The following is a 15,801-nucleotide window of genomic DNA, read 5'->3' on the forward strand; positions in this document are numbered from 1 at the left end:
TACCGAGTTTACTGGCACAGGAAAGTTCCTGCTGAAATACAGCGGTATTACTTGCTGAAGCTGAAATCGCCGTTCTGATCGACGCCCACGGGAACGGTGTCCTTAGGGCCAAACTTACCTTCCAAGATCATCTTAGACACTGGGTTCTCGATATATTGCTGAATCGCACGCTTGAGTGGTCTTGCCCCAAATACGGGATCAAAACCAACTTCCGCAATCTTACTCAGAGCAGCATCGCTAACTTCCATCTGCATATCGACCTTCGCCAATCGATCAGATAAGTTCTTCAGCAAGATCTTCGCAATATTAGCGATATTGCCTTTATCCAAGCCATGGAATACCACGATCTCATCAATACGATTGAGGAACTCAGGACGGAAGTGATTCTTCAACTCTTCAAATACGGCATCCTTGATCTCGGATTGTTTCTTATCGGTCATAGACTGAATGAGATGGGAACCAATATTGCTAGTCATCACAATCACCGTATTTTTAAAGTCGACAGTGCGACCTTGACCATCGGTTAAGCGGCCATCGTCTAACACTTGTAGAAGTACATTAAAGACATCTGGATGTGCCTTCTCAATCTCATCAAATAAGATCACGCTATAAGGATGGCGACGCACTTGCTCAGTTAAGTAACCACCCTCTTCGTAACCCACATAACCTGGAGGCGCGCCGATCAAACGAGCAACGCTATGCTTCTCCATGAACTCACTCATGTCGATACGGATGAGATGATCTTCGCTATCAAACAAGAAACCAGCCAAAGCTTTGCAGAGCTCAGTCTTACCAACACCCGTTGGCCCAAGGAATAAGAATGAGCCATAAGGACGATTCTCTTCAGCGAGACCGGCACGGGAGCGACGAATCGCATCCGATACCGCACGTATAGCCTCCTCTTGACCAACTACTCGCTTATGCAATAACTCTTCCATCTTCAGCAGCTTGTCGCGCTCACCCTGCATCATCTTCGATACCGGAATACCTGTGGCACGTGAGACTACTTCCGCAATCTCTTCGGCGCCCACTTGGGTACGTAAGAGTTTGTTTTTGACTACGCCATCTTTATCACCTTTTGCTTCGGCAGCGGCGGCAGATTTAAGCTTCGCTTCGAGCTCAGGCAACTTTCCATATTGCAACTCTGCAACTTGCTCTAACTTACCATCGCGTTGCAACTTAGCAATATCGGCACGAACTTTTTCAATCTCCTCTTTGAGATGAGCGGCACCCAGCACAGCACCTTTTTCCGCCTTCCAGATTTCTTCCAGATCTGCATACTCAGCGCCTAAGCGTTTGATCTCATCTTCAATGAGACCAAGGCGCTTTTGAGACGCTTCATCCTTTTCTTTCTTGACGGCTTCACGCTCAATCTTGAGCTGAATGAGGCGACGCTCCAGCTTATCCATCACCTCTGGCTTGGAATCAATTTCCATCCGAATGCGTGATCCAGCCTCATCAATGAGGTCGATCGCCTTATCTGGCAAGAAACGATCCGTAATGTAGCGGTGTGATAGCTCGGCTGCTGCCACAATAGCAGGATCGGTAATCTCAATGCCATGGTGAAGCTCATAACGTTCTTGCAAACCACGCAAGATGGCAATAGTTGCCTCAACACTAGGCTCTTCCACCATCACTTTTTGGAAACGGCGCTCAAGTGCTGGATCTTTCTCAATGTACTTTCGGTATTCATCCAGAGTGGTAGCACCGATGCAATGCAATTCACCACGCGCTAAGGCGGGCTTCAGCATATTGCCGGCATCCATTGCGCCATCACCCTTACCAGCACCAACCATCGTATGGATCTCATCAATAAAGATGATGGTTTGACCTTCGTCTTTAGCTACATCGCTCAAAACAGCCTTAAGGCGCTCTTCGAATTCACCACGATACTTAGCGCCAGCCAATAGCAATGCCATATCCAGCACTAGGACGCGCTTGTTCTTGAGGGTCTCAGGGACTTCACCATTAATAATGCGTTGGGCTAAACCCTCGACGATGGCAGTCTTACCTACACCTGGCTCACCAATCAGCACTGGATTATTTTTACCGCGACGTTGCAAAATCTGAATGGTGCGACGAATTTCATCATCGCGACCAATCACAGGATCGAGCTTACCCATGCGGGCACGCTCAGTTAAATCGACGGTGTATTTCTTTAAGGCTTCACGTTGACCTTCAGCATCTGCACTATTCACTGATTCTCCTCCGCGTACTAAATCAATAGCCGCCTCTAACGATTTACGATTTAGACCATTCTCACGAGCAATCTTGCCAAGCTCGCCTTTGTCATCTGCCACCACCAGCAAAAAGAGCTCGCCAGCAATAAATTGATCATTGCGCTTATTGGCTTCTTTCTCACATAAGTTGAGCCAATTGCTTAAATCACGGCCGACCTGAACTTCACCGCTAGTACCCTGCACTTCAGGCAAGTTGCTAATCAGTTTTTCGGTAGCCTTCTCAAGACCCGGAACATTCACGCCCGCACGGGTTAATAAACTCTTGGCGCCGCCATCGGAGTCACGCAACATGGCCAACAGCAAATGAGCCGGCTCGATGTATTGATTGTCTTTTGCCAAAGCAAGACTTTGCGCCTCGCTGAGCGCCTCTTGAAACTTCGTAGTTAATTTATCTATTCTCATTTTCTAAATCCTATCTACTTGATCTATTTTTATATATTTATATCTATAGAATATAGGGGCATTCTTGGTAATTTCAAGTCCGTTAGACCTCTTTTTAAGCGAATTTCTCCCTATTTTGACCTGGCTTGTTTACCTCTTAGAGTGCTCTGATGGCAGCTATTACGCTGGGATTACGAACCGCCTAGAACATCGCTTGGCAGCCCATAATTCCGGGGAAGGTGCGCGTTATACGAGAGCGCGCAGACCAGTTACCCTTTTGGCCACGCAAGAGCACCCAGATCGATCTGAGGCCTCCAAGGCGGAGGCTAGATTGAAGAAATTACCTAGATCTGAAAAGTTGGGGTTTTTTAAACCCTAGGCTAGCGATTGGATTTACGCAGGATCTTTGAGCATTAAAGGGATTACTTGATTCTTAAAGCTTCCGGCCAGTGCCTTTTTTAAGATCTTATAAATATCTAGGTCAAATTCAGCCTCTCCTGAGTCAGCCAATTCATAAAGCTCTTCCTCGTTGATCGCCGTACCTAGATAACGCCAGCGATCAACTACGAGCATATGGCCTGCCTCTTTGATTGCAACGGGCCCTGAATAAGGCCAAACCTGAACCTGAAATAATTCCAATGCAGTCTTCAACTGAAGATTATGTAACTCGATAGGAGATTGACTGATACAAGCACCCCCGCATTGCTTCACTTGATAACCAAAGCAAGCCTTACCCTCAATACGCTTCTCTAAACCCAGAAGCGCTTCACAGAGACGATATTTTTTGGCTATTGCCTTGAGATAGGAATTGGCCTCTCTTTTGCTATAGAACAAGCCAAACAAATTTTCTTGAACCCCGGGATCCAGCTCACGGTGGCCAACCAACTCTGGACTGAGCACGCCATGCTCATCTAACCCCAACTTCCAAGCACAAAGATCTTTAGAGCGGCGTAATTTAATGTTCATGCTAGGCATGCGCTCTTTAATGAGCTGTGACTCTAAAATCAGTGCGCCCAACTCTCCGCTAGTTTCAATCCAATCGATATCCCTTACCTGCAAGGAGAGCTTCATCTCCTTACGCAAACTTAGCGCACCTTGAAAATGCCCCATCACTCTACTGCGCAAGGAGATACTCTTACCAATGTAGAGTGGGAGCCGATTCTCGCCATAAAAAATATAGCAGCCCGGCTTCTCTGGAATGGAATCCACCAGAGCTTTATCAATATTGGGTGGCAAGCTCGCATTGCCAATGAGCTGATTCACTGCTTTCAGCAGGGCCTCGCGCCCCAGCTTTGCTTCGCATACTCGCCAAAACTGAAGCAGCAAATCCGCATCACCCAAGGCGCGATGCCGTGAGCTAATTTTGAGACCATGTGCGCTGATGATGGTGTCCAGATTATGTCTAGCCTGCTCAGGAAATAGCAATCTAGAGAGTTTCACGGTGCAAAGTACCTTAGGCTTGAAGTCGATACCCACACGCTTAAAGGAGGCCTTCAAAAATCCATAATCAAATCGGGCGTTATGGGCCACAAAAATCTTACCCTCTAGCTCTCGAGCAATGTCTGTCGCCAAACCCTCAAAGGGAGGTTGCTTGCTCACCATGTCTGGGCGGATGCCAGTCAAGACCTGTATGTTTTGCGGAATAAATGTTTGGGGATTAATGAGGCTTTCCCAAGACTCCACCTGATCATGAATCAGGGATTTGATACCTACCTCAGTAATGCGATCGCGCTCAAAATGAGAGCCCGTTGTCTCAATATCAACAAATGCCAACGGGGGATACTCGAGGTGATTCGCCGACATCAGGGCTCAAGAATTACTTTTTAGCTTGATACTTCGCAATACTCGCTTTGAGATCGCTGTATTCTTCGCACCCAAATAGGCAGGCCTTATCCAACCTAGCCAACATTGCTTCAGCCCCAGGTAAGTCCTTCTTCATCAACAGTAGTTCACCGTAATACTCCAAAGCCGATCTATGACTTGGATCAATCTTGAGTGCTGCCTGGTAGTACTTTTCGGATAACACCAAATCAGGTGGCTGCTTTTTACGAAGGCTATATCCCATGAGGTTATTCCAGTCCGCTGAATTGACCTCATTGGCTGACTGCAGTTGCTTTAATGCCTGCTCATAGTTATTGGATTTAATGCTGGCACGAGCATCCGTTAGCCAAGCAGGATCTGATCTAGTTGGAGCACTGTCAGCAGCAACAGAAACTACCCATGGCGCTATTGATATCACTAAAAATATAAATATCTTGCTAAGTAAATTCCGTTTCATTGCTTTCTTCTCCTGGAGCCTTATATTGAATCTGCTTTATGCAGGTAGTCACCAAAACTGAAAATAGAATTTGGCCCTAGCGGAACATCCTCCACCTTCTTAAAAGGCGTCTTAATTACCCTCTGAACCTCACCCTTAGATGGCTTATGCACTTTTAATTCTGGGTAAGAAAAAGTCTGACGCTCTGGCGCGGTTTTGGCATCACTAAATCGCGGCACATAATCTTTAATGGCATCAGAAAGATTCATATTGGCCATACAGCTGAGCATATATGTCTCTAGGGATTGGTATAGCTCACTTGCAATATCGCAAGCCTCAACCTTACGCTTTTTGATGTAATTCATGGCCAGCACAACATCCTTAATGGTGACCATCCGGGGATCTTGCAAGAGTGTGTAGCCGCCGTTTCGACCCTTTGTGCCCTTGACAATGCCGGCAGCACGCAATGCGCTGAGCAATAACTCAATTCGACTAATCGATAATTTTTGACGTTGCGCTAACTCTAGACCAGTAACTGGCTGAAGACTGCTCGAATGGGAGGCTATGTCCACCAGGGTATTGAGCGCGGCTTTTACTGCTGTATTGACATTCATGATGAATTTAGAAGAAATGTTAGATTTAAATCAGTATCAGCTTAAATTGTTATTTCTGCAGGAGAGCAAGATTTAACCCTTGCGTACCCATGGTTGCAATCAACTTAAGTAAGGTCGTAGCTCAGCAATGAGGCTCTTCAATTGCTCGCGCCTAAGAAACTGACCGAGCTCAACCCTCTGCCCTGTCTGCTCAATAAAAAAGACCTTTGCATGCTCTTCCGGATGGGAGAGCTTGGCCCAGTGAGTATTAAATTCAGTCACAGTCTCTTTATAGGCAATAAACTTTCTCACCAATAAGCGCGTACCGCTAATTTCAATTGATTCAAAATCTAAGGCATGACGGCAGTAGATCAAAAATCCAACAGTGACTGCGGTTAACTCTATCGCAGTGAAAATGAGGATAATTTTTACCCCAGCCAACAAAAACCCAGTGGCCACAGTTAATGAGAGGCAAACCAGGGCGATATAAAACTTCAGCAACTGACCTGGGGTCAGCGCACAATTGCGCCTCATCTTCCAGATTTTCATGATGGAATAAGGATCTCTATAAAGCAGGCAGCCTAGTTATTGGCAGACTGAGCTTGCTTAGCCTTTTCTAGCTGATCAGCACTACGCTGCTGAAAATCAACCATAGAGTGGTAGCCCATTTGGTAGCAAGGGCAATGTTTTCCCAGAATCCAGCGTGCGAGCTTAACCCGTAGTTTTTGCATCATTTTTAATCTCCTGTGAACAGCATCATTTTGGCTGAAATCCGGAATTACTGCTGAAGAGGCTATGAATTCAAGGGCTCAGCAAACTCAACGCAAATCCTTTAAATTAAATGTATGACAAATAATCCCACCACAGCCAGCTGGATACCTCTTTTCCCCCTAGGAACCACCCTATTCCCAGGTGGCGTCATTGCCCTCAAAATTTTTGAAGCACGTTATCTAGATATGATGAAACGTTGCTTACGTGAAGACTCGCCTTTCGGGGTTGTCAGCATTCTCGACAACCAGCCGATTGATTCAGATGCAAGTGCGCTCGCCAACTTTTCAAATATTGGCACCCTAGCGAAATTGGAAGAGTTTGATCCAATCCAGCCCGCTCTTTATATGACCAAGTCCTATGGGACTCAGCGCTTTCATGTTTTAGACATGAAGCAAGAAGCCGATGGTCTATGGATGGGTCAAGTTGAATTGATTGATGCTGATCCTGAGATACCGCTACCAAAAGAACATGAAAAGGTAGCCGCAATTCTTCATGAAATTATTGCTGTCATCAAAAGCGAGGATTTACTTGGGGATGATGCCTTCAAAATCCCAGAAAATCTGGATGATTGCGGATGGGTCTCCAATCGATTGGCTGAACTTCTACCGCTTCCCCCAGCTCAGAAAAACCACTTACTTGCTCAAAGTAACCCCCGAATCCGACTCGATTTAATTTCAGAGATCATTGAAGATAACGATCTTCGCAACACCCTAATTCATTAAAAAATATGATTGATGAGCTAATTCGTCGATCAATTCGAGAAATGGTAGGCGGTGGTGGTCCACCAGTCGCATTTTTGGAGCCCGCTGGTGACAGAGGCTTGTTCGGGCCAGAATCTGTAGCCTGGAAAGTACATGCAGATTTTATTTCAATGATGATCGGCGGCATCAGCTCATTGGTCATGCAAGCCTTGCATCCTAAGGCGCTTGCTGGCGTATGGGATCACTCCAGCTTCAGAGAGGATCTCAAAGGTCGATTAGGAAGAACTGCATTTTTCATTGCCGCAACTACTTATGGCTCAAATGAAATGGCTAATCATGCTATTGATCGCGTCAATCAGATCCACCAGAAGGTCACTGGCTTTGATGAATTTAACGAGCCTTATAGGGCCGATGACCCCCAGCTACTGGCATGGGTTCATTTAACAGAAACCCGAAGCTTTATGCGCTCTTATGAGTCATATCGAAGCGAGCCTCTCCATGCGCAAGCAAAAGATCAGTATTTCTTAGAAATGAAAATGCTAGGTGAAAGGTTGGGAGCAATTGATCTTCCAGATAGCTATTCCGGTACTGAGCATACGATCAGGCAGTACATCCCCCAACTTCACTATGGTGACAGGGCCAAAAGCATTATTGGGATGCTCGACAATTTTCCAAGCAATCTCAGCGCCAAGCCTTTTGTCAAAATGATCAGTCGCGCAGGGTTTCTGAACCTACCAGATTGGGTATATCCCATCATTCATCGACCCCAACCAAGCAGACTAGAGAGATTGGCCATGAGTTCTGCCATTCGACTCATGGCGATACCAGTTAGAGAGGCGCTAAAAGATGGCGTAGCTGCTCACTCCCTGCGTAGGGTAAATGGACTTACCAAATAAAAAAGGAAGCCAGTAAAACCTGTGTTAAAGGGGGTCCTGGGATTCGGGCTTAGCTTGATCAACTTCGGAATCTGGTTTTATAGCCTGAGTTTTTGCTGACAATAAAGGGGGTGCGCTCATTTTCTCGCCATCCCACACTTGACCGCACCAACACTCACCCGCTTGATTGATGATGCAGACGCCCGAGCCACAGCAACGCTTATCTGGTGCTTTCATAATTAACCCATTCATCCTGAACAATTCATAATGGAATCTATTCTAGAGTTTTTATTGAAATAGCGTACTCAACCCAGCCTGATTCACTAGCCATGCAAAACCAGTTATTTGATCGACAAGACGTCACAGAGCCAGTGCTACTGTTGGCAAAAGATGGTCGAGTTGAATATCTCAACAGTTTTTACGACGCAGAAACTGCTGATGGCCTGTTTAACAATCTACTGGATTCGCTTACCTGGGAATCGGATGAACTTCTCATGTTCGGGAAATTGGTCCGAACCGCCAGAAAAGTTGCTTGGGTGGGTGACCCAGGGTGCCTGTACGCCTACTCTGGAGTTCAAAAAAAGCCGCAGCCTTGGAGCAAAGAGTTGACTCAAATGAGAAATAAGCTCGAGCAATTTACTGGGCATAGCTATAACTCTTGCTTACTGAATCTGTATCACACTGGCGATGAAGGCATGGGTTGGCATAGCGACAACGAGAAAGAATTGGATAGTGCAGTCCCTATCGTATCCATTAGCCTGGGTGCTCGACGCAAATTTGCATTTCGCCACAAGCAAGACAATATCACTAACTCAGTATTCCTAGAGCATGGCAGCTTACTTATCATGCACCCTCCAATTCAAGAGCATTGGCAACACAGTCTTCTCAAGACAAAGACTGTTACAAGTTCACGAATCAATCTCACCTTTCGAAAAATACTTCCCCACATATGAATAGCAATACAGAAATGAAGAAGGTGGCAATTATTGGCGCGGGAATTGCAGGCCTCTCCTGTGCGCAGGAGCTTCAGTCACATGGTATGTCGGTGGATATCTTTGAAAAAAGTCGCGGCCCTAGTGGCCGGATGAGCACCCGTCGAAGCAATGATTGGTCAGCAGATCATGGCGCACAATACTTCACCGCCAGAGATCCCCGCTTTATGCAGGAAGTGCAAACTTGGGTTCAGGCCGGTACTGCAGTGATCTGGAAACCCAAGCTTAAGGTATACGAGGCTGGCTTATGGCGCGAAAGCAAGTCTCAAGAAATCCGCTATGTTGGCACCCCCAACATGAACTCACCTGGCAAGCATCTTGCCAAATCATTATCAATTCAGTATGAGACCACCATCTCACAATTAGAGCGTCGAGATGATCAATGGCATCTTCGGTGCAATGAGAATGCAGAAATCAATGCGGCATATGATTTTGTTGTTTTAGCTATACCTGCCCCCCAGGCTCACGCTTTACTGAAGGATATTGATGCGAGGGCTTCTGACATTACCTCCTCAGCCCAGATGAAAGCCTGCTGGACCATGATGGCGAACCTTCCGAACCAAGCCAGAACCGATTTTGATGCCGCTTTTATCAATCAAGAAATCATTAGCTGGATTTGTCAAAATGAGTCCAAGCCAATGCGCCAAGGCAATATGTGGACTATTCATGGCAGTCCTAACTGGAGCCAAGAGAATGTTGAGCTCAGTAAAGAGGATGCCCAAGACCAGATGGTGAAATGCCTGACTGATCTCGGATTGAATTGTCAGGATGCTGAAATCAGTATGCACCGCTGGCGCTATGCAAGTGGCGGCTTAGAAAATCCAATCGGCTTTTTTACGCTGCCAGATATCGGCTTGGGACTTTGTGGGGACTGGCTGAATGGTGGCAGAATCGAAGGTGCTTGGTTAAGCGGTCTCGAATTGGCTTTGAAACTCAAAGAGTTATCGAGCTAAATTATTTCCAACGCGCCATTGCGGCGTCATCAGTCACGCGAGCATCCACCCACTTACTGCCTTCTGGGGTTTCTTCTTTCTTCCAAAATGGCGCCGCAGTTTTCAGGTAGTCCATGATGAACTCGCAAGCAGCGAATGCTTCTCCCCGGTGAGCACTAGTAACCGCAACTAAGACAATTTGATCTTCCGGCAGAAGCGGGCCCACTCGATGGATCACTAGAGTCTTGTAAAGATCCCAACGGCCTCTAGCTTGTTGGATGATTTCTTCTAGGGATTTTTCTGTCATGCCGGGATAGTGTTCCAGCGTCATACCCTTAACTTGACTACCATCATTCATATCTCGGACGGTACCCACAAAAGTTACTATCGCACCAACACGAGGATCATCCTTGCGTAACGCCTTTACTTCAGCAGTGAGATCAAAGTCTTGCTCTTGAATGCGGATGAAATCGTTCTGCATCTTATCCGCCAGTAACTGGAGGGAAGAAAGCCACTTCAGCGCCTTCTACTAGCGCAGTAGAGTCGCTCACCATCACTTGATTCAAGGCGCAACGAATTACCTTACCACTTGCCAATACTTCAGCCCAAGGATTGCCACGCTGAACAAGATGATCTCTTAAGTCAGCAATCGTTTTAACTTCTGCTGGCGCAGTAATAGTCTCACCAGAAAGACCAAGGCCCTCTCTCAAGGAAGCAAAGAATCGTAATTCAAGTTTCATATGCGAATCCTAATACGATTAAGAGAGGAGTGCATTAAATGGAATGTACTTCACCATATCGCCGGCTTTAATTGCTTGTCCCGGAGGGCAATCGAGTAAGCCGTCGCCCCATGAGGCGCTTGTCAGTACGCCAGAGCTCTGGTTTGGAAATAGATCTAACCCACCCTGCGCATTGATCTTGACTCTCAGAAACTCGTTACGACGATCACCTTTAAGCCAATCAAAGTCGGCTCGCATTGGGTAGGACTGTGGCATACCTGCATCCCGCCCTTGTAGCTTCAGAATAAACGGGCGGACAAATAGGAGAAATGTCACAAAACTAGACACTGGATTGCCAGGGAGTCCAATAAACCAAGTTTCCCCATCCTTACTCTCAGTTGATTTGCGCACAGCACCAAAAGCCAAAGGCTTGCCGGGCTTAATAGCAATCTGCCAAAGATCCAATCTACCCTCAGCAGTCACTGCAGGCTTAATGTGATCCTCTTCACCAACAGAGACACCACCAGAAGTAATAATCAGATCATGATCCTTACTAGCCTTGCGAAGCGTTTCTTTGGTTGACTCAAGACTATCGGGAACGATTCCAAAATCAGTGGCCTCACATCCCAAGGATTTAATACAAGCTAACAAAGTATCGCGATTGGAGTTGTAGATGCCGCCCGGTTTGAGTGGTTCGCCTGGTAGCGAAAGCTCATCACCAGTGAAAAATGCAGCAACTCTCACTTTACGTTTTACATTCAGATGCGTTAAGCCAGCAGATGCCGCAACACCTAATTCTTGTGGCCTCAAATAAGTTCCCGCAGTTAGGGCTGTTTTGCCGGCAGTCAGGTCTTCACCTCTGCGACGGATCCATTGACCTGATGTTGGGGCGATATTGACTTGTACTTGATCAGTTGAACCCTCTGGAATGGCGCAATCTTCTTGCATCACAACCGCATCAGCACCCGGAGGAACAGGAGCCCCAGTGAAGATTCTGGCGGCAGTCCCTGGCTCTAGCTGCGTACCCATGGATCCCGCCGGAATACGTTGCGCAATCTTGAGAGCACTTCCAGGAGTTTGGGTATCTGCAGTACGCACCGCGTAACCATCCATTGAAGTGTTATCGAGCGGAGGCACATCCACCAAGCTATTCACATTTTCTGCCAGTACACGGCCGAGCGCGGCTTGCATAGCGACCGTCTCACTCTCACCTACAGCCTTTGCATTTGACAGCAGGTGGTCTAAAGCCTGCTGAGCAGTCAACATCGGAGGCTTAGTCATAGCGCTTAATTTCTGAGTTAATTAACGTGGGCAGTTATGAAGCTTTTCACTTGATTGACATCAGCATCGATATTTTCAACGCGCTGCGGCTTTGACTTGATATCTTTAAATGCTGGCGGGCATTCTGCTGGACGCCCCAATGCCACTTCAATCGTTTCTTCAAATTTAATAGGCAATGCAGTTTCCAAAACAATCATCGGAATACCTGCCTGCAAATGCTCACGCGCCACCTTCACACCATCAGCAGTATGCGTATCAATCATCACGCCATACTGCGAATCAATATTACGAATTGTCTCTAGGCGGTTTTCATGAGTGCTGCGACCAGATTGAAATCCATACTGAGCAATATCTTTAAAGACAGCATCCTTGGAAATATCAAAGCCACCAGCCTCATCTACCTGCTTAAACATCCCGGCAGTTGCCTTACCATCTTTGCCCATCAGATCAAATACAAAGCGCTCAAAGTTACTTGCCTTAGAGATATCCATAGATGGGCTGGAGGTGTGCAAGGTCTCAGCAGACTTACGTGCACGATACACACCGGTGCGAAAGAACTCGTCGAGAACATCATTCTCATTCGTAGCGGCAATCAAATGCGCAATTGGTAAGCCCATCATACGGGCAATGTGACCAGCGCAGATATTACCAAAGTTACCTGATGGCACAGTAAAAGAGACTTTCTCTGCGCTTGATTTGGTTGCCAGCAAATAACCTTGGAAGTAATACACCACCTGAGCCACTACACGACCCCAGTTAATGGAGTTCACGGTGCCAATTTGGTGATTCGCTTTATAACTGTGGTCATTGCTGACTGCCTTGACAATATCTTGGCAGTCATCAAATACGCCAGCAACTGCCAGGTTAAAAATATTGGGGTCTTGCAAAGAATACATTTGTGCAGATTGGAAAGAGCTCATCTTGCCACGTGGTGACAGCATGAACACTTTCACACCCTCTTTGCCACGCATGGCATATTCAGCTGCACTACCTGTATCGCCAGAAGTCGCGCCCAAAATATTGAGCTTCTGACCTTGCTTCTTCAAAGCGTATTCAAAGAGATTGCCGAGCAACTGCATCGCCATATCTTTGAACGCCAATGTGGGTCCGTTAGACAAACTCAGTAAACCAATGCGTGTACCCTGCTCTTCGCCCAACCAATGTAATGGGGTGATGTCTTTGGCATTATCTTCAGCACGACCATTGCAATAGACTTGCTCTGTATATGTCTTACGCAGTAAGGCGCGTAAATCTGCCTCAGGAATATCGTCACAATAGAGACTTAAGACTTCATAAGCGAGATCAGCATAAGACAGGCCACGCCAAGAATCCAGCTGCTCTTTAGTGACTTGCGGGTACTCAGTAGGTAGGTATAGGCCACCATCTGGCGCCAATCCACCGAGCAGGATTTCTAAAAAGGATTGCTGTGGGCTATTGCCCCGAGTTGATTGGTAACGCATGTATTTATCTTAGGAAAGATTTTCTAAACGGATCTTCACCACTTCGCCTGCAACCGTTTTCAGATTTTGAATTTCCTGAATTGCTGCCAGCATGTGCTTTTCTTTAGTCTCGTGAGTCAGTGCAACTAAATCAGTTTGACTTTCACCCTCGTCCGCCTCTTTTTGCAAGAGCGCATCAATGGAGATACTATGCGACGCCAAAATCTTCGTGATATCAGCCAATACACCTGCCTGATCAGCCACTCGCAAGCGCAGGTAATAACTGGTGGTGATTTCACCCATTGGCAATACGGTGATGTCGCGCACTGCATCAGGCTGGAATGCTAAATAAGGGACACGGTTCTCAGGGCTTGCGCCCAATAAACGGGTGATATCTACTAAGTCAGCAATGACAGCAGAGGCGGTTGGCTCAGAGCCTGCACCTTTACCGTAGTAAAGCGTTGTACCAACCGCATCGCCAAATACCTGAACGGCATTCATAGCGCCTTCTACGTTTGCAATAAGACGCTTGGTCGGAATCAAGGTTGGGTGCACGCGCAACTCAACACCTGTTGTTGTCTTCTTGGCAATGCCCAACAACTTGATGCGATAACCCAACTGCTCAGCATATTTAATATCGATGGCATCTAACTTCGTAATACCTTCAACGTGGGCTTTTTCAAATTGCATTGGGATACCAAATGCAATTGCACTCATGATGGTTGCCTTGTGAGCAGCGTCTACACCTTCAATATCAAATGTAGGATCCGCTTCTGCGTAACCCAAACGCTGCGCTTCTTTCAAGACGGTCGCAAAGTCCAAACCTTTGTCACGCATCTCAGAAAGAATGAAATTCGTTGTGCCATTAATAATGCCGGCGATCCACTCAATACGGTTTGCAGTTAAACCTTCGCGAAGTGCTTTGATAATCGGAATACCACCAGCAACAGCAGCCTCAAACGCGACCATCACACCCTTTTCGTGGGCAGCTTTAAAAATCTCGTTGCCATGAACGGCAATCAAAGCCTTGTTGGCTGTCACTACATGCTTACCCGCGGCGATTGCTTCGAGTACTAAATCTTTAGCAATACCGTAACCACCGATCAACTCAACAACGATATCGATTTCAGGATTGCTAATTACGGCACGAGCGTCACTCACCACTTGCGCACGGTCTTTTACCAACTCCTTAGCGCGCTCTACATTGAGGTCAGCAACAGTATTGATGCGGATACCACGACCAGCGCGACGGGTAATTTCATCCTGGTTGCGCTCGAGAACAGTAAATACACCACCACCTACAGTGCCAATACCTAATAGACCAACTTGAATCGGTTTCATGATGCCTTTGTTGCTGTTGAATTAGCCGCTTTACGACTATGTTTTTGACGATAACGCTCAAGAAAACGTGCAAGGCGGCTGATAGCCTCTTTAAGCACATCCTCATGGGGTAAGAACACTACACGGAAGTGGTCCGGCTTGACCCAGTTAAAGCCGGAGCCCTGCACTAACAACACTTTTTCCTCTTTCAAAAGATCGGCTACAAACTGCTGATCATCTTCGATTGGATACATTTCAGGATCCAGCTTTGGAAATAGGTACAAAGCAGACTTGGGTTTAACGCAAGTCACACCAGGGATTTCGGTAATGAGCTTCCAGGCGAGATCGCGTTGCTTCGCCAAACGTCCGCCTTCATTCACCAAATCATTAATACTTTGATAGCCACCCAATGCTGTTTGAATTGCATACTGACCTGGCACGTTGGCGCACAAACGCATTGAGGACAACATATTGAGACCTTCGATGTAATCTCGAATCATCTCTTTGTCGCCAGAAACCACCATCCAGCCAGCACGGTAGCCGCATGAGCGATAGTTCTTAGATAAGCCATTAAAAGTGATAGTGACTACATCGGTAGATAAGGATGCTAAGGAAATATGTTTCTCATGGTCATACAACATCTTGTCGTAAATCTCATCAGCAAACAGAATCAATCCATGCTCACGGGCGATGGAAGTTAGCTCTGTGAGCACCTCTTTGGAATAAATGGCGCCAGTCGGATTGTTGGGGTTAATCACCACAATAGCCTTAGTGCGAGGCGTAATCTTTTTGCGCAAGTCTGCTAAATCAGGCGCCCAGTCTTTGGACTCGTCGCAGAGGTAGTGAACAGGGGTGCCACCAGACAAACTTACGGCTGCTGTCCACAATGGATAGTCGGGAGCTGGCACCAATACTTCATCGCCGTTATTGAGTAATGCGTTCATTGCTAATACGATTAACTCAGAAACGCCATTACCAGTGTAGATGTCATCCAAAGTAACGCCCTGGATGCCTTTTTCTTGGCAATACTGCATGATGGCCTTGCGAGCTGCAAAAATCCCCTTGGAATCGGAGTACGCTGAGGCATTACCCAAATTACGAATCATGTCTAGCTGAATCTCTTCAGGAGGATCAAAACCAAAAACACCCACATTCCCGATGTTTAATTTGATGATTTTGTGACCCTCTTCCTCCATGCGCTGAGCGAGCTCCAGCACGGGTCCACGAATGTCGTAGCAGACGTGATTGAGTTTTTCGGACTTTAGGATCGGTTTCACAATAAATTAAAGGGTAAGTTCTT

Annotated in this window: 18 protein-coding genes; 5 read left to right on the forward strand and 13 right to left on the reverse strand. The window is 46.7% G+C overall.

Going from position 1 to position 15,801, the window contains the following annotated elements; translation table 11 throughout:
* Positions 1–47: 47 nt before the first annotated feature.
* The gene (gene clpB / locus AOC19_RS06495; protein ID WP_215375030.1) at positions 48–2,642 is read right to left on the reverse strand and encodes an ATP-dependent chaperone ClpB; all 2,595 of its coding nucleotides are present in this window, start codon (positions 2,640–2,642) and stop codon (positions 48–50) included.
* 115 nt (positions 2,643–2,757) lie between these two features.
* Between clpB and AOC19_RS06500 the strand changes: the two genes are divergently transcribed.
* Positions 2,758–3,000 (forward strand): GIY-YIG nuclease family protein, encoded by a 243-nt coding sequence (locus tag AOC19_RS06500; RefSeq protein WP_215375033.1) that lies wholly within the window; start codon positions 2,758–2,760, stop codon positions 2,998–3,000.
* 14 nt (positions 3,001–3,014) lie between these two features.
* On the opposite strand, the gene AOC19_RS06505 is transcribed toward AOC19_RS06500, so the two are convergent.
* The 5 genes from AOC19_RS06505 to AOC19_RS06525 all read right to left on the reverse strand — a co-directional run bounded on the left by AOC19_RS06505 (position 3,015) and on the right by AOC19_RS06525 (position 6,205).
* Complete coding sequence (locus AOC19_RS06505; RefSeq protein WP_215375035.1) at positions 3,015–4,424, reverse strand: 3'-5' exonuclease family protein; 1,410 nt, start codon at positions 4,422–4,424, stop codon at positions 3,015–3,017.
* A gap of 13 nt (positions 4,425–4,437) precedes the next feature.
* Positions 4,438–4,899 carry a tetratricopeptide repeat protein gene (locus AOC19_RS06510; protein ID WP_215375037.1) on the reverse strand — a complete coding sequence of 154 codons (462 nt, stop codon included), beginning with the start codon at positions 4,897–4,899 and terminating at the stop codon, positions 4,438–4,440.
* A gap of 20 nt (positions 4,900–4,919) precedes the next feature.
* Positions 4,920–5,492 carry an RrF2 family transcriptional regulator gene (locus AOC19_RS06515; protein WP_215375040.1) on the reverse strand — a complete coding sequence of 191 codons (573 nt, stop codon included), beginning with the start codon at positions 5,490–5,492 and terminating at the stop codon, positions 4,920–4,922.
* Positions 5,493–5,591: 99 nt separating this feature from the next.
* Positions 5,592–6,020, reverse strand: a complete 429-nt coding sequence (locus tag AOC19_RS06520) for a DUF2244 domain-containing protein (RefSeq protein ID WP_215375042.1) — start codon at positions 6,018–6,020, stop codon at positions 5,592–5,594.
* A gap of 32 nt (positions 6,021–6,052) precedes the next feature.
* Complete coding sequence (locus tag AOC19_RS06525) at positions 6,053–6,205, reverse strand: hypothetical protein (RefSeq protein WP_215375045.1); 153 nt, start codon at positions 6,203–6,205, stop codon at positions 6,053–6,055.
* Between the two features lie 111 nt (positions 6,206–6,316).
* On the opposite strand from AOC19_RS06525, the gene AOC19_RS06530 reads away from it, so the two are divergent.
* Both AOC19_RS06530 and AOC19_RS06535 read left to right on the forward strand, forming a co-directional pair.
* Positions 6,317–6,964: an LON peptidase substrate-binding domain-containing protein gene (locus AOC19_RS06530; RefSeq protein ID WP_215375047.1), complete on the forward strand. Its 648-nt coding sequence runs from the start codon at positions 6,317–6,319 to the stop codon at positions 6,962–6,964.
* A gap of 5 nt (positions 6,965–6,969) precedes the next feature.
* Positions 6,970–7,839, forward strand: a complete 870-nt coding sequence (locus AOC19_RS06535) for an oxygenase MpaB family protein (protein WP_215375049.1) — start codon at positions 6,970–6,972, stop codon at positions 7,837–7,839.
* Between the two features lie 24 nt (positions 7,840–7,863).
* On the opposite strand, the gene AOC19_RS06540 is transcribed toward AOC19_RS06535, so the two are convergent.
* On the reverse strand, positions 7,864–8,055 hold the full coding sequence (locus tag AOC19_RS06540; protein WP_215375051.1) for a hypothetical protein: 192 nt from the start codon (positions 8,053–8,055) through the stop codon (positions 7,864–7,866).
* A gap of 92 nt (positions 8,056–8,147) precedes the next feature.
* Between AOC19_RS06540 and AOC19_RS06545 the strand changes: the two genes are divergently transcribed.
* A complete protein-coding gene (locus AOC19_RS06545; RefSeq protein ID WP_215375052.1) occupies positions 8,148–8,771 on the forward strand; it encodes an alpha-ketoglutarate-dependent dioxygenase AlkB family protein in 624 nt (207 codons plus the stop codon).
* Positions 8,768–9,763: an NAD(P)/FAD-dependent oxidoreductase gene (locus AOC19_RS06550; RefSeq protein WP_215375054.1), complete on the forward strand. Its 996-nt coding sequence runs from the start codon at positions 8,768–8,770 to the stop codon at positions 9,761–9,763. The genes AOC19_RS06545 and AOC19_RS06550 overlap by 4 nt, the downstream gene beginning before the upstream one ends.
* A 1-nt stretch (position 9,764) precedes the next feature.
* Here the strand turns inward: AOC19_RS06550 and moaE are convergent, their stop codons facing one another.
* The 6 genes from moaE to AOC19_RS06580 are packed head-to-tail and all read right to left on the reverse strand — an operon-like array spanning position 9,765 to position 15,778.
* Positions 9,765–10,223, reverse strand: a complete 459-nt coding sequence (gene moaE / locus AOC19_RS06555; RefSeq protein ID WP_215375056.1) for a molybdopterin synthase catalytic subunit MoaE — start codon at positions 10,221–10,223, stop codon at positions 9,765–9,767.
* Position 10,224: 1 nt separating this feature from the next.
* Complete coding sequence (moaD, locus tag AOC19_RS06560; protein WP_215375058.1) at positions 10,225–10,482, reverse strand: molybdopterin converting factor subunit 1; 258 nt, start codon at positions 10,480–10,482, stop codon at positions 10,225–10,227.
* An 18-nt stretch (positions 10,483–10,500) separates the two neighbouring features.
* Positions 10,501–11,742 (reverse strand): molybdopterin molybdotransferase MoeA, encoded by a 1,242-nt coding sequence (locus tag AOC19_RS06565; RefSeq protein WP_251368005.1) that lies wholly within the window; start codon positions 11,740–11,742, stop codon positions 10,501–10,503.
* 17 nt (positions 11,743–11,759) lie between these two features.
* Positions 11,760–13,202, reverse strand: coding sequence for a threonine synthase (thrC, locus tag AOC19_RS06570; protein WP_215375060.1), 1,443 nt, complete (start codon positions 13,200–13,202; stop codon positions 11,760–11,762).
* Between the two features lie 9 nt (positions 13,203–13,211).
* Positions 13,212–14,522, reverse strand: a complete 1,311-nt coding sequence (locus AOC19_RS06575; protein ID WP_215375062.1) for a homoserine dehydrogenase — start codon at positions 14,520–14,522, stop codon at positions 13,212–13,214.
* Complete coding sequence (locus tag AOC19_RS06580; RefSeq protein WP_215375064.1) at positions 14,519–15,778, reverse strand: pyridoxal phosphate-dependent aminotransferase; 1,260 nt, start codon at positions 15,776–15,778, stop codon at positions 14,519–14,521. Before AOC19_RS06580 ends, AOC19_RS06575 begins: the two co-directional genes overlap by 4 nt.
* Positions 15,779–15,801: the final 23 nt, after the last annotated feature.

It is taken from the genome of Polynucleobacter asymbioticus (genome assembly GCF_018687575.1).
GTDB classification, from domain to species: domain Bacteria; phylum Pseudomonadota; class Gammaproteobacteria; order Burkholderiales; family Burkholderiaceae; genus Polynucleobacter; species Polynucleobacter asymbioticus_C.

Coding starts and splice junctions, on each gene's coding strand:
- clpB (WP_215375030.1), bottom strand. CDS start 2,642: ATGAGAATAGATAAATTAACTACGAAGTTTCAAGAGGCGCTCAGCGAG.
- AOC19_RS06505 (WP_215375035.1), bottom strand. CDS start 4,424: ATGTCGGCGAATCACCTCGAGTATCCCCCGTTGGCATTTGTTGATATT.
- AOC19_RS06510 (WP_215375037.1), bottom strand. CDS start 4,899: ATGAAACGGAATTTACTTAGCAAGATATTTATATTTTTAGTGATATCA.
- AOC19_RS06515 (WP_215375040.1), bottom strand. CDS start 5,492: ATGAATGTCAATACAGCAGTAAAAGCCGCGCTCAATACCCTGGTGGAC.
- AOC19_RS06520 (WP_215375042.1), bottom strand. CDS start 6,020: ATGAAAATCTGGAAGATGAGGCGCAATTGTGCGCTGACCCCAGGTCAG.
- AOC19_RS06525 (WP_215375045.1), bottom strand. CDS start 6,205: ATGATGCAAAAACTACGGGTTAAGCTCGCACGCTGGATTCTGGGAAAA.
- AOC19_RS06530 (WP_215375047.1), top strand. CDS start 6,317: ATGACAAATAATCCCACCACAGCCAGCTGGATACCTCTTTTCCCCCTA.
- AOC19_RS06535 (WP_215375049.1), top strand. CDS start 6,970: ATGATTGATGAGCTAATTCGTCGATCAATTCGAGAAATGGTAGGCGGT.
- AOC19_RS06540 (WP_215375051.1), bottom strand. CDS start 8,055: ATGAAAGCACCAGATAAGCGTTGCTGTGGCTCGGGCGTCTGCATCATC.
- AOC19_RS06545 (WP_215375052.1), top strand. CDS start 8,148: ATGCAAAACCAGTTATTTGATCGACAAGACGTCACAGAGCCAGTGCTA.
- AOC19_RS06550 (WP_215375054.1), top strand. CDS start 8,768: ATGAATAGCAATACAGAAATGAAGAAGGTGGCAATTATTGGCGCGGGA.
- moaE (WP_215375056.1), bottom strand. CDS start 10,223: ATGCAGAACGATTTCATCCGCATTCAAGAGCAAGACTTTGATCTCACT.
- moaD (WP_215375058.1), bottom strand. CDS start 10,482: ATGAAACTTGAATTACGATTCTTTGCTTCCTTGAGAGAGGGCCTTGGT.
- AOC19_RS06565 (WP_251368005.1), bottom strand. CDS start 11,742: ATGACTAAGCCTCCGATGTTGACTGCTCAGCAGGCTTTAGACCACCTG.
- thrC (WP_215375060.1), bottom strand. CDS start 13,202: ATGCGTTACCAATCAACTCGGGGCAATAGCCCACAGCAATCCTTTTTA.
- AOC19_RS06575 (WP_215375062.1), bottom strand. CDS start 14,522: ATGAAACCGATTCAAGTTGGTCTATTAGGTATTGGCACTGTAGGTGGT.